This is a genomic window from Pseudomonas sp. GW821-FHT07G06 (assembly GCF_058986625.1).
In genome coordinates this window covers 247,903-261,283 of sequence record NZ_JBYSVW010000005.1, presented here as the reverse complement: position 1 = coordinate 261,283, position 13,381 = coordinate 247,903, and the positions used below count along the sequence as shown (strand labels likewise).

Sequence of the window (13,381 nt, the reverse complement as noted above, 5' to 3'; positions counted from 1 at the left end):
TACAGGGTGTGGATCAGGAATAGCGCAACGCGTGAGCCGGTTCGATTTTCGCCGCACGCCACGCCGGGTAAACGGTGGCGAGGAAGCTCAATACAAACCCTGCAGAACAGATCAGCACCACGTCCCCGCCTTGCAGCTCGGACGGCAGGTTGCTGACGAAATACACGTCGGAACTGAAGATGTGCTGCCCGCTGACCCGCTCGATCCAGCCCACGATCTGGCTGACGTTCAGCGCGGCAATCACGCCCAGCACACCGCCAATCAGGGTGCCGACAATACCGATCACAGTGCCCTGCACCATGAAGATCGCCATGATCTGCCGCGGCGTGGCACCGATGGTGCGCAGGATCGCGATGTCCGCGCCCTTGTCGTTCACCACCATGATCAGGGTCGCGATGATGTTGAACGCCGCCACTGCGACGATCATCAGCAACAGCAGGCCGATCATCGTTTTTTCCATCTTCATCGCACTGAACAGGCTGCCCTGGGTGTGGGTCCAGTCGTCAGCCTTGTAGGCGCCGCCCAGCCCCGTGGCGATGTCGTTCGACACTTGCGGCGCGGCATACAGGTCCTTCACCGCCAGGCGCACGCTCTGCACCTGATTCGGCTCCCAGTGCTGCATCTGCGCGGCATCGGCCATGTGGATCAACGCCATGGTGCCATCCAGCTCGGCACCGACCTTGAACACACCGACCACATTCAGCCGTTGCATGCGCGGGGTAATGCCGCCCGGCGCATTGCTGACTTCCGGCACGATCAGGGTGATCTTGTCGCCGACGTTCAGGCGGAAGCGCCGCGCCGTGATCTCGCCGATCACCACGCCGAATTCGCCCGGCTTCAAAGCCTCGAGACTGCCCTGGACGATGTGCTTGGCGACGATCGACACCTGGCCTTCCAGCGCCGGGTCGACACCGCTGACCTGGATAGGCTGCATCGTGCCCTTGTAGGACAGCATGCCTTCCATCTCGGTGAACGGCACCGCCGCCGTCACTTCCGGGTTTTTCATCGCGGCCGCTGCCACAGGCTTCCAGTCGTCAATCGGGTTGACGCCGACGATGGTGGCATGCGGCACCATGCCGAGTATGCGCGAGCTCATTTCGCGCTGAAAGCCGTTCATCACCGACAACACCACGATCATGGCGAGCACGCCCAGGGCGAGGCCGATCATCGAGGTCATCGAGATGAAGGAAACAAAGCGATTACGACGCTTGGCGCGGGTATAGCGCGTGCCGATAAAGATCGATAACGGTCTGAACATTCGCTGGGGCACCGTATAAAAATAAAAGACCCGACGCCTTTCCGGGCATCGGGTTGCAGCCAATCAGATGGGCGTGAGGCAACCTTCCTGCAGGTGCAGGACGCGGTCCATCTGGCGGGCCAGGTTCATGTCGTGGGTCACCACCAGGAACGCCGTGCGCATCGAGGTGCTGAGTTCCAGCATCAAGTCCTGAATGCCCTGGGCGGTGTGGGCGTCGAGGTTGCCGGTCGGCTCGTCGAGCATCACCAGGCCCGGTGTGCTGACCAGGGCGCGGGCGATGGCCACGCGCTGGCGCTCACCACCGGACAATTCGGCCGGTTTGTGTTCCAGCCGGTGGCCCAGCCCTACCCGCTCCAGCAGCGCCGTGGCACGCTGGCGCGCTTCCGGGATCGCGGTCTTGCCGATCAGCAGCGGCATGCAGACGTTTTCCAGCGCGGTGAATTCCGGCAGCAGGTGGTGGAACTGGTACACGAAGCCCAGGGCACGGTTGCGCAGCAGGCCGCGTTTCTTCTCGCTCAGCGCCGACAGTTCTTCGCCATCGAGCCAGACGCTGCCCTTGGTCGGCGTGTCGAGGCCGCCCAACAGGTTGAGCAAGGTACTTTTGCCCGAGCCCGACTTGCCGACAATCGCCACACGCTCGCCCGGATGCATTTCCAGTTGCAGCCCGGCCAGGACCTCTACCGACTCCGGACCTTCCTCGTAGGATTTGCCCAGGTTGCGGCAGCTCAAGATTGCTTTTTCACTCATGCCCGACTCACTCATAACGTAGCGCCTCCGCAGGCTGGGTGCGCGCGGCACGCCAGGCTGGATACAGGGTGGCGAGGAAACTCAGGATCAACGCGGCGGCGCAGACCATGACAACGTCCTGGCTCTGCACTTGCGACGGCAGGTAATCGATGAAGTACACGTCGGCGTTGAGGAATTTGTGGCCGATCAGGCCTTCGAGGGCCGAGATCGCGGCACTGACATTCAGCGCGGCGAAGATCCCGACCACGGCGCCGATCGCGGTACCGACCACGCCGATCACCGTGCCCTGCACCATGAAGGTGCGCATGATCGTGCCCGGCGTAGCGCCCAGTGTGCGCAGGATCGCGATGTCGCCCTTCTTGTCGTTCACCACCATCACCAGTGTGGAAATGATGTTGAATGCCGCGACGGCAACGATCAGCAGCAGCAACAGGCCGATCATGGCTTTTTCCATGCGGATCGCCTGATACAGGTTTCCATGGGTGCGGGTCCAGTCGCGGGCGTAGAAACGGTCTTCGCCGAGATCGCGGGCGATGCTCCACGCGGTGCGCGGCGCCTGGAACAGGTCGTCGAACTTCAGGCGCAGGCCCTGGACCTGATCCGGTTTCCAGCGATGCAGCCGGGCCAGGTCCTGCAGGTTGGTGACGCCCAGGTAGCCATCGAGCTCACCGGCGCCGACATGGAAAATGCCGACCACGGTAAAGCGCTTCATGCGCGGGAACATCCCGGCCGGGGTCACGGTGACTTCCGGCGCAACGAAGGTCAGCTTGTCGCCGATCGCCGCACCGAGCTTGGCCGCGGCCTTGTCGCCGATGACGATGCCGAACTCGCCCGGCACCAGGTCGTCGAGTTTGCCCTGGGTCATGAAGTGATCGATGATCGACACCTGGCGCTCTTGCGCCGGGTCGATGGCATTGAGCAGGACCTTCGAGACCTTGCCGTTATTGGTCAGCAACCCCTGCATTTGCGTAAACGGCGCCACGGCCGTCACTTGCGGGTTCTGCCTGACCTTGGCCGCCAGGCTTTGCCAATCGCTGATCGGCTCGCCGGACTCGATGGTCGCGTGGGGCACCATGCCCAGCACGCGGGTGCGCATCTCATGATCGAAGCCGTTCATCACCGACAGCACCACGATCATCACGACCACGCCAAGGGCGAGCCCGATCATCGAAGTCAGGGAAATGAATGACACAAAATGATTGCGACGCTTTGCACGGGTGTAACGCGTGCCGATAAATACGAAGAGAGGTCTGAACATGTCGGGGCTTGTTCGGAGGGAAAAGGAACGTCCTTGTGGCGGGGGTCGATAACCAGCTTTACACTCAGACCACCGCCGCTACCATGGGTTCGCCATGTCGACATTAGATGAAGAAGATCGCCGCGAATACTACCGTATCGAGGATACGATCGCACTGGAAATTCGGCCCCTGTCCGCTTCTGAAGCCGCAGGCCAGGAAGTGTTGCAGGATGCTTCCCCACTCTTCAACTTGCTCAGCGAACTGCACCTCAGTGAATTCGAGTCGCAGCACCTGTTGCGCCAGATCAATGAGCGCGACCGCAACATTGCGGCATTCTTGAAATCCCAGAACAAACGCATCGATCTGCTGAGCCAGGTGATCGCCATCACCGTGCTCGGGCAGATCGGCGAACCGCAGCCGGTGATCATCTCCGAAGGCGGCATCGACTTTCAGCATCCATCGCCCATCGCCGCCGGCGCACACCTGTCGGTCAAGCTGGTACTGATGCCACAAGCCCTGGGCCTGCTGCTGCGCGCCCGTGTCACCCATTGCGACCGCAAGGGCGATGGCTATGACGTCGGCACCGAGTTCGAACACTTGACCGACGCCCAGCGCCAACTGTTGGCCCGCCACATCTTGCAGAAGCAGGCCCAGGAACGACGCCTGGCCCGCGAACAACTCGAATCAGGCAATTAATTTAAGGAAGAACCGTGACCCTCATCTACGGCCATCGCGGCGCCAAGGGCGAAGCACCGGAAAACACCCTGACCAGCTTTCAGGAATGTCTCAAGCACGGCGTGCGTCGCTGCGAACTGGACCTGCACCTGTCCAGGGACGGCGAGTTGATGGTCATCCACGACCCGACCCTCAAGCGCACCACGGACCGTCGCGGCAAGGTCGTCGAACACACGGCGGCAGAGCTTGTGACCTATGACGCACGCAAGGGTGGCCCGGGATGGATCAAGCCGTGCCCGATTCCGACGCTGGAAGAACTGTTCGAGAAGTGCGACTTCGATCACTGGCAGCTGGAAGTCAAGAGCGCATCACGGATGCGTGCCGCGACCACCGTGCTGGCGATTCGCGAAATGGTCCAGCGTCATGGCCTGATGGACAAGGTGACCATCACCTCGAGCTCCCGTGAAGTGCTCAAGGCTGCATTGGAGCTGGTGCCGGACGTGTCCCGCGGACTGGTGGCCGAGTACGCCTGGCTCGACCCGCTGAAGGTCGCGGCCAGTTATGGCTGTGAGATTCTGGCGCTGAACTGGACCCTGTGTACGCCGGAACGCCTGCAAAAGGCGCAGCGTCAGGGGTTGCATGTGTCGGTGTGGACCGTCAACGAGCCTGCGCTGATGCGCAGACTCGCCGACTTCGGCGTTGACAGCCTGATTACAGACTTTCCCGGTTTGGCCAGCGCCACGCTCGAGAATTGCTGAAATCGGTCTCCCCGGCCGGCTCAGGCCACCGGCCGGAGCCGCTCAAAAAAGCCGGTTGAGGCCGTCGTACGCCGCGACCCGATAGGCTTCGGCCATGGTCGGGTAGTTGAACGTGGTGTTGACGAAATACTTCAGCGTGTTCTGTTCGCCCGGCTGGTTCATGATCGCCTGACCGATGTGCACGATCTCCGACGCCTGATAACCGAAGCAGTGAACGCCCAGCACTTCCAGGGTTTCACGGTGGAACAGGATCTTCAGCATGCCTTGCGGCTCGCCGGCAATCTGCGCCCGCGCCATGCTCTTGAAGAACGCCTTGCCGACTTCGTACGGCACCTTGGCCTGGGTCAGCTCCTGTTCGTTCTTGCCGATCGAGCTGATCTCCGGAATGGTGTAGATGCCGGTCGGCACGTCATTCACGAAACGCCAGCTGCCGTTGTCGACAATGCTGCCAGCGGCCGAACGGCCCTGGTCGTGGGCGGCACTGGCCAGGCTCGGCCAGCCGATCACGTCACCGGCGCCATAGATGTTCGGCACGCAGGTGCGATACGCCTCGTCGACTTCGATCTGGCCACGGCTGTTGACCTTCACGCCGATGTTTTCCAGGCCCAGCTGATCGGTGTTGCCGGTACGGCCGTTGCACCAGAGCAAGGCGTCGGCCTTGATCTTCTTGCCGGACTTGAGGTGCAGGATCACGCCGTTGTCCACGCCTTCGACGCGGTCATACTCTTCGTTGTGGCGAACGGTGATGTTGTTGTTGCTGAAGTGATAGCTCAGGGCCTGGGAGATTTCCGAGTCCAGGAAGCTCAGCAACTGGCCACGGTTGTCCACCAGCTCGACCAGCACCCCCAGGCCGCTGAAGATCGAGGCGTATTCGCAACCGATCACGCCTGCGCCGTAAACGATGAGTTTGCGCGGGGTGTGGCCGAGGCTGAGGATGGTGTCGCTATCGTAGATACGCGGGTGGTGGAAATCGATGTCCGCCGGGCGATACGGACGCGAACCGGTGGCGATGATGATGTGCTTGGCCACCAGTTTCTCGACCACGCCGTTGGCGCAGACCACTTCGATGGTTTGCTCGTCGGCGAAGCTGCCGGTGCCGAAGAACACGTCGACGCGGTTGCGGGCGTAGTAGCCGGTACGCGAAGCGACTTGCTTGGAGATGACTTTCTCGGCGCTTTTCAGCACGTCCGGGAACGAGAACCAGCGCGGCTCACCAATGGCCCGGAACATCGGGTTGGTGTTGAACTGCATGATCTGCCGCACCGAGTGACGCAGTGCCTTGGACGGGATGGTGCCCAAGTGAGTGCAGTTGCCGCCGACCTGACGACGGCTATCGACCATCGCCACCTTGCGCCCTGCCTTGGCGGCGTTCATTGCCGCGCCTTCCCCTGCCGGGCCGGAACCCAACACCACCACGTCGTAGTTGTAGACAGCCATGCGTACTCCTCAGAACAGGCCGCGGCACCCTCGGCACCTGCGGCTAAATCACGCCAATCTGTGGCATGAAGGAACAATTTGGGGCCAGTGCAGCACCCGGACACAGTCTATAGAAGCGTCAACGCCGGGCACATTAACCCTTGGTCGCGTCGTAGGCTACTTTTGCCTGCGCTACAACGCCAGTTTTCAATGCTCAAATCGCCGCAATCACTCGGTTTTTTTGCCACTGAGGCGCTCAAAAGCGTGACTGCTGCGTGTGACGAAACCTGTATCGGCACGAATCACAAAAAATGCGCCAAAATCGTGTTTTTCCGCGAAGTCCCAACCGCGCTCCGGGCCGAGAATCAGCAACAGCGTCGATAAGCCATCGGCCATCAACGCTGAAGGATGAATCACCGTGACGGACGCCAGGGCGTGTGAGACGGGCGCACCGGTGCGGGCATCGAAGGTGTGGGAAAAACGCTGCCCGCCCTGCTCGAAATAATTCCGGTAGTCGCCGGAGGTTGAAAGGCCATAACCGTCGACAACAATGACGCGCTCGGCCACCTGCTGGTCATCGCGCGGTTCTTCCAATGCAATGCGCCATGGCGAACCGTCGGGTTTCTTGCCGGCCGCCTTGAGCTCGCCCGTCGCCTCTGCCAGGTAGTCGTGGATGCCCATCGCCTCGAGCCTTGCGGCAATCGTGTCCACCGCATAACCGGCGGCGATGCTGTTGAAATCGATCTCGACGGCGGCGTCCTTGCACAACGTGTCGCCATCGATGCGCAAGTGTTGATGGCCGACGCGCTGGCGGGCTTCAGCGAGCGCCTCGGCGGTCGGGACCCTCTCCTCCCGGGCCTGCGGACCAAATCCCCAGAGGTTCAGCAACGGTTCCACCGTGAGGTCGTAGGAACCGTCGCTTTGCATGGACAATTGCTCGCCCACGCGGACCAACTCGAGGATCGACGCCGGCATCGCCTGACAGCGGTTGGCCGGTAATGCATTGAAGCGTTCGATGTCCGAGTCGCTGCGGTAGGTCGACATTCGCAGGTCCACGTCAGCGAGGATGTGCTCGACCTGGACACGGACTGCGTCCGGCGCCGGAAGGCCGGCATGGCGTACGTACTTGATCGAATAAGTGCTGCCCATGGTCGGGCCGCCAAAGCTTTCGAGGGAGTCGCCGTTGCCGCAGGCAGACAACATACCCATCAGCGCCAGAAAAAAAACCTTCCATCCGCTCAAGAACAATCTCACCTTTTTTGATGTCCTGATAAAAGATCGCAGCCTTCGGCAGCTCCTACAAAGGTACATTCGTATTCAATCCTGTAGGAGCTGCCGAAGGCTGCGATCTTTTGATGTTGATTCACACAAACAAAAACGCCCCGACCAAAGTCGGGGCGTTTTCATGTGCGGCTAAGGCTTAGCGCGGGAATGCTGGCGGGTTTACACCGGCCATGTCTTCCATCACGCGAACCACCTGGCAGCTGTAACCGAACTCGTTGTCGTACCAGACGTACAGAACAACGCGGTTATCCTGGGTGATGGTCGCTTCAGCGTCCACTACGCCTGCGTGGCGCGAGCCAACGAAGTCGGTGGAAACCACTTCCTGGGAGCTCACGTAGTCGATCTGCTTGTGCAGATCCGAGTGCATGGCCATCTGGCGCAGGTACTCGTTGATCTCTTCGCGAGTGGTGGCCTTTTCCAGGTTCAGGTTCAGGATGGCCATCGACACGTTCGGCGTAGGAACGCGAATCGCGTTGCCGGTCAGCTTGCCCTTGAGCACTGGCAGCGCCTTGGCGGCTGCGGTGGCGGCACCGGTCTCGGTGATGACCATGTTCAGCGGCGCGGCGCGGCCACGACGGCTGCCCTTGTGGAAGTTGTCGATCAGGTTCTGGTCGTTGGTGAACGAGTGAACGGTTTCGACGTGGCCGTTGACGATGCCGTACTTGTCGTTGACTGCCTTGAGCACCGGCACGATGGCGTTGGTGGTGCAGGAAGCCGCCGAGATGATCTTGTCGTCAGGGGTGATGTCGCCGTGGTTGATGCCGTGCACGATGTTCTTCAGCGCGCCCTTGCCAGGTGCGGTGAGGATCACGCGGGCAGCGCCCGGGCAGGCCAGGTGCTGGCCCAGGCCGTCGGCGTCACGCCATACACCGGTGTTGTCGACGATCAGAGCGTTTTCGATGCCGTACTGGGTGTAGTCGACTTCGGTCGGGCTCTTGGCGTAGATAACCTGGATCAGGTTGCCGTTGGCGGTGATGGTGTTGTTGGCTTCATCGATGGTGATGGTGCCATCGAACGGACCGTGCACCGAGTCACGACGCAGCAGGCTGGCGCGCTTGACCAGGTCGTTCTCGGCGCCCTTGCGGACAACGATGGCACGCAGGCGCAGGCCGTCGCCGCCACCGGTTTTCTCGATCAGGATGCGCGCCAGCAGACGGCCGATACGACCGAAGCCGTAGAGGACAACGTCGGTGCCTTTGCGGGCCGATGCGTTTTGCTGGCCAACCACGTCGGCCAGTTCTTCACGGACGAACTGCTCGGCAGTACGGCCATTGCCTTCGGCCTTGAATTTGGCCGCCAGCTTGCCCAGGTCCACCGAAGCGGCGCCGAGCTTGAGTTCGCTCATCGCCTTGATCAGCGGGAATGTTTCGTGGACGGACAGCTCGCTTTCGTCGGACTGACGGTGACGAGCAAAGCGGTGAGCTTTGAGAATCGCAATGACTGAACGATTGATCAGGCTGCGGCCATAGATCGAGCTCACCACGTTGTTATTGCGGTAGAGCTGACCGATAAGCGGAATCATCGCTTCTGCGAGTGCTTCACGGTCGATCCATTCACCAAGACACTGGTCGGGCTTCTGAGTCACGGGAACCTTCCACATGTAGGGGCAGAAAAAAGGGGCTACATTATGCCGCCGAGTGACAGCCGTAGCAATGCGCGCCCGTCGTGCTTTACGTAACAATTCGTCGTTCAAAAAATTTGCGCCTCGCGCAAACCCAATAAAACCGGGGCTTGCAGCGCAGTCAATTTTTTGGAGGTCGCGCTACCTTATCCGTAACCCTCCGCAACACTCGTTGTATTTGCCACTACATATTCAATAATTTCGGGTAAAAAACCCGTGAATTTTGTCTTTACCACTACATTTCACCCAACCCGTGCTTTAGACACAGTCAGCAACTGACAGGCGGCATCCTAGACCGCTACAATTACCGACTTTGTCGCAACGCTTGGAGCTCAACCTTCCGTGCCCGTTCTGCGTCTACCGCTTCTCCCTGCCGCGGCAGGTAAACAGCACTGGGGCAACCTGCCCGGTGCCGCCCTGAGCCTGGCCATCGCCGAGGCCGCCAGCGCTGCCAAGCGCTTTACCCTGCTGCTGACCGCCGACAGCCAAAGTGCCGAACGGCTGGAGCAGGAGCTGGGTTTCTTCGCCCCGGATTTGCCCGTACTGCACTTTCCCGACTGGGAAACCCTGCCCTACGACCTGTTCTCGCCGCACCAGGACATCATTTCCCAGCGCATCGCCAGCCTGTACCGGTTGCCGGAGCTGAGCCATGGCGTACTGGTGGTGCCGATCACGACCGCCCTGCATCGCCTGGCACCGACCAAGTTCCTGCTCGGCAGCAGCCTGGTGCTGGATATCGGCCAGAAACTCGACGTCGAGCAAATGCGCACCCGGCTTGAAGCCACGGGTTATCGCTACGTCGATACGGTGTATGAACACGGCGAGTTCACCGTTCGCGGCTCGCTGATCGATCTGTTCCCGATGGGCAGCAAGTTGCCGTATCGCATCGACCTGTTCGACGACGAAATCGAAACCCTGCGCACCTTCGACCCGGAGAACCAGCGTTCGATCGACAAGGTCGACTCGGTCAAGCTGTTGCCGGCCAAGGAGTTCCCGCTACAGAAAGAAGCGGTCACCCGTTTCAAGGCGCGCTTCCGTGAGCGTTTTGACGTCGACTTCCGCCGCTGCCCGATCTTCCAGGACCTGAGCAGCGGGATTACCCCGGCCGGCATCGAGTACTACCTGCCGCTGTTCTTCGAAGAAACCTCGACGTTGTTCGATTACCTGCCCCAGGACACGCAAGTGTTTTCCCTGCCGGGCATCGAGCAAGCCGCGGAAAACTTCTGGAACGACGTGCGCAATCGCTATGAAGAACGCCGCGTCGACCCTTCCCGTCCTTTATTGCCGCCCGCCGAACTGTTCCTGCCGGTGGAAGACTGCTTTGCCCGCCTCAAAAGCTGGCCGCGGGTGGTCGCCAGCCAGCAGGACGTGGAGCCCGGCGTCGGTCGCGAACGCTTCCCCGCGCGGGAACTGCCGAACCTGGCCATCGAGGCCAAGGCCACCCAGCCGTTGGCGGCGTTGGCCGGGTTCCTCGACGAGTTTCCCGGGCGCGTGCTGTTTACCGCCGAATCCGCAGGCCGTCGCGAAGTGCTGCTGGAGCTGCTGGAACGCCTGAAGCTACGACCGAAAACCGTCGACAGCTGGCCGGATTTCGTCGCTGGCAAAGACCGCCTGGCGATCACCATCGCGCCGCTGGATGAAGGCCTGGTGCTGGACGATCCAGCCCTGGCCCTGGTCGCCGAAAGCCCGTTGTTCGGCCAGCGCGTGATGCAGCGCCGTCGCCGCGAAAAACGCGCCGATGCCAACAACGATGCCGTCATCAAGAACCTCACCGAGCTGCGCGAAGGTGCGCCGGTGGTGCACATCGACCACGGTGTCGGTCGCTACCTGGGCCTGGCAACCCTGGAAATCGACAACCAGACCGCCGAATTCCTTGCCCTGGAATATGCCGAAGGCGCCAAGCTTTACGTGCCGGTGGCCAACCTGCACCTGATCGCCCGCTACACCGGCAGCGATGACGCCCTGGCCCCGCTGCACCGCCTCGGTTCCGAGACATGGCAGAAGGCCAAGCGCAAAGCCGCCGAACAGGTGCGCGACGTGGCCGCCGAGTTGCTCGACATCTATGCACGCCGCGCTGCCCGCGAAGGCTACGCTTTCGCCGACCCGAAAGCCGACTACGCCACCTTCAGCGCCGGTTTCCCGTTCGAAGAAACCCCGGACCAGCAAACCACCATCGAAGCGGTGCGCGAAGACATGCTCGCGCCCAAGCCAATGGATCGCCTGGTGTGCGGCGACGTCGGCTTCGGCAAGACCGAAGTGGCGATGCGCGCCGCGTTCATCGCGGTGCATGGCGGTCGCCAGGTAGCAATCCTGGTGCCGACCACCCTGCTCGCCCAGCAGCACTACAACAGCTTCCGCGACCGCTTCGCCGACTGGCCGGTGACCGTGGAAGTGATGAGCCGCTTCAAGTCGGCCAAGGAAGTGAATGCCGCCGTCGCCGATCTGGCCGAAGGCAAGATCGACATCGTCATCGGCACGCACAAGCTGCTGCAGGACGACGTGAAGATCAAAAACCTGGGCCTGGTGATCATCGACGAGGAACACCGTTTCGGCGTGCGCCAGAAAGAACAGCTCAAGGCCCTGCGCAGCGAAGTCGACATCCTGACCCTGACCGCCACGCCGATTCCGCGCACGCTGAACATGGCGGTCTCGGGCATGCGTGACCTGTCGATCATCGCCACCCCGCCGGCCCGCCGCCTGTCGGTACGCACCTTCGTCATGGAGCAGAACAAGAGCACGGTCAAAGAGGCCTTGCTGCGTGAGTTGCTGCGTGGCGGCCAGGTCTATTACCTGCACAACGACGTGAAGACCATCGAGAAATGCGCCGCCGACCTCGCCGAGCTGGTACCGGAAGCACGGATCGGCATCGGTCACGGGCAGATGCGCGAGCGCGAACTCGAACAGGTGATGAGCGACTTCTACCACAAGCGCTTCAACGTGCTGATCGCCTCGACCATCATCGAGACCGGCATCGACGTGCCGAGCGCCAACACCATCATCATCGAGCGTGCCGACAAGTTCGGTCTGGCCCAGTTGCACCAGCTGCGCGGCCGGGTCGGACGCAGTCACCACCAGGCCTACGCCTACCTGCTGACGCCACCGCGCCAGCAAATCACGCCGGACGCGGAAAAGCGCCTGGAAGCGATCGCCAACACCCAGGACCTCGGCGCGGGCTTCGTGCTCGCCACCAACGACCTGGAAATCCGTGGCGCCGGCGAACTGCTCGGTGACGGTCAGAGCGGGCAGATCCAGGCGGTCGGCTTCACGCTGTACATGGAAATGCTCGAACGCGCGGTGAAATCGATCCGCAAGGGTGAGCAGCCGAACCTCGATCAACCGCTCGGCGGTGGTCCTGAAGTCAACTTGCGGGTACCGGCGCTGATTCCGGAAGACTACCTGCCGGATGTTCACGCCCGCCTTATTCTCTACAAACGCATTGCCTCGGCCACCGATGAGGACGGCCTCAAGGATTTGCAGGTGGAGATGATCGATCGTTTCGGCCTGTTGCCGGAACCGACCAAGAACCTGATCCGCATCACTGCATTGAAGTTGCAGGCCGAGCAACTGGGCATCAAGAAAGTCGATGGCGGCCCGCAAGGCGGTCGCGTCGAGTTCGCTGCGCAGACGCCGGTCGACCCGCTGACCCTGATCAAGTTGATCCAGAGCCAGCCCAAACGCTACAAATTCGAAGGGGCCACGATGTTCAAGTTCATGGTTCCGATGGAGCGCCCGGAAGAGCGCTTTAATACTGTAGAGGCGCTGTTCGAGCGCCTCGTTCCGAAAACTGCTTGAAGGACGCCGCATGCGCCTGTTCCGCTCACTGACCCTGCTGACCCTTTTGATGCCAGCGCTGGTCGCCCCCACGGCATCTGCCGATGACCTGTATCAGGTCGAAATGATTCTGGTCCGGCAAAACGCCGTGCCGGCGATTGTCAGCCGCGCCGCACCGGAAGACTGGGCCGCTGGCGCCCAACCCGTCAGCCCCGACAGCCTGCGTACGCCAAGCCTGAATGGCGAGGTGGAAAAACTCACCAGCAGCGCCGACTACACGGTGTTGCTGCACAAGGCCTGGCAACAGACGCTCGGCGAAAACGCCAGCAAAGTGGCGATCAGCGACGGCAAGGAACAATATGGTCAGTTCCCGATCGAGGGCACGCTGAGCATGAAACTGGGACGCTTTACCGACGTCGACGCCGACTTCTGGGTCAATCAGATCGATGCCAATGGCATGGTGACAGCCAGCGAGCGCTTGAAACAGGAAAGCCACACCAAGAACGGCCAGTTGAACTTCCTCGACAACGGCCACCTCGGCCTGCTGATCAAGATCACTTCGCTGACCGCCCCCGCACCCCGAGCAGCTCCCGAAGAAATTCCGGACTGATTC

General features: G+C 61.4%; 10 protein-coding genes. 4 read left to right on the top strand and 6 right to left on the bottom strand.

Features of this window, described 5'->3' with window-relative positions; all coding sequences use genetic code 11:
• Positions 1-13 precede the first annotated feature (13 nt).
• The 3 genes from AC3WJW_RS12375 to AC3WJW_RS12365 form a co-directional block, all read right to left on the bottom strand.
• Positions 14-1,258, bottom strand: a complete 1,245-nt coding sequence (locus AC3WJW_RS12375) for a lipoprotein-releasing ABC transporter permease subunit (protein ID WP_493726169.1) — start codon at positions 1,256-1,258, stop codon at positions 14-16.
• 63 nt (positions 1,259-1,321) lie between these two features.
• A complete protein-coding gene (gene lolD / locus AC3WJW_RS12370; RefSeq protein WP_493726168.1) occupies positions 1,322-2,005 on the bottom strand; it encodes a lipoprotein-releasing ABC transporter ATP-binding protein LolD in 684 nt (227 codons plus the stop codon).
• A gap of 7 nt (positions 2,006-2,012) precedes the next feature.
• Positions 2,013-3,263, bottom strand: a complete 1,251-nt coding sequence (locus AC3WJW_RS12365; protein ID WP_104449716.1) for a lipoprotein-releasing ABC transporter permease subunit — start codon at positions 3,261-3,263, stop codon at positions 2,013-2,015.
• Between the two features lie 94 nt (positions 3,264-3,357).
• Between AC3WJW_RS12365 and AC3WJW_RS12360 the strand changes: the two genes are divergently transcribed.
• Together AC3WJW_RS12360 and AC3WJW_RS12355 are read left to right on the top strand one after the other, a co-directional pair.
• Positions 3,358-3,939: a PilZ domain-containing protein gene (locus AC3WJW_RS12360; RefSeq protein ID WP_095965249.1), complete on the top strand. Its 582-nt coding sequence runs from the start codon at positions 3,358-3,360 to the stop codon at positions 3,937-3,939.
• 14 nt (positions 3,940-3,953) lie between these two features.
• Positions 3,954-4,676, top strand: coding sequence for a glycerophosphodiester phosphodiesterase (locus AC3WJW_RS12355; protein ID WP_015095944.1), 723 nt, complete (start codon positions 3,954-3,956; stop codon positions 4,674-4,676).
• A 42-nt stretch (positions 4,677-4,718) separates the two neighbouring features.
• Here AC3WJW_RS12355 and sthA read toward each other — a convergent pair whose 3' ends face one another.
• The 3 genes from sthA to AC3WJW_RS12340 all read right to left on the bottom strand — a co-directional run bounded on the left by sthA (position 4,719) and on the right by AC3WJW_RS12340 (position 8,976).
• Positions 4,719-6,113 carry a Si-specific NAD(P)(+) transhydrogenase gene (gene sthA, locus AC3WJW_RS12350; RefSeq protein ID WP_007972111.1) on the bottom strand — a complete coding sequence of 465 codons (1,395 nt, stop codon included), beginning with the start codon at positions 6,111-6,113 and terminating at the stop codon, positions 4,719-4,721.
• 207 nt (positions 6,114-6,320) lie between these two features.
• Positions 6,321-7,301, bottom strand: a complete 981-nt coding sequence (locus AC3WJW_RS12345; protein WP_493726267.1) for an FAD:protein FMN transferase — start codon at positions 7,299-7,301, stop codon at positions 6,321-6,323.
• 211 nt (positions 7,302-7,512) lie between these two features.
• Positions 7,513-8,976: a glyceraldehyde-3-phosphate dehydrogenase gene (locus tag AC3WJW_RS12340; RefSeq protein ID WP_015095946.1), complete on the bottom strand. Its 1,464-nt coding sequence runs from the start codon at positions 8,974-8,976 to the stop codon at positions 7,513-7,515.
• Between the two features lie 363 nt (positions 8,977-9,339).
• Here AC3WJW_RS12340 and mfd point away from each other — a divergent pair, with 363 nt between their 5' ends.
• Both mfd and AC3WJW_RS12330 read left to right on the top strand, forming a co-directional pair.
• Positions 9,340-12,789: a transcription-repair coupling factor gene (mfd, locus tag AC3WJW_RS12335; RefSeq protein WP_102698735.1), complete on the top strand. Its 3,450-nt coding sequence runs from the start codon at positions 9,340-9,342 to the stop codon at positions 12,787-12,789.
• Positions 12,790-12,799: 10 nt separating this feature from the next.
• Positions 12,800-13,378, top strand: coding sequence for a CsiV family protein (locus AC3WJW_RS12330; protein ID WP_218503628.1), 579 nt, complete (start codon positions 12,800-12,802; stop codon positions 13,376-13,378).
• The last annotated feature ends 3 nt before the right edge of the window (positions 13,379-13,381 follow it).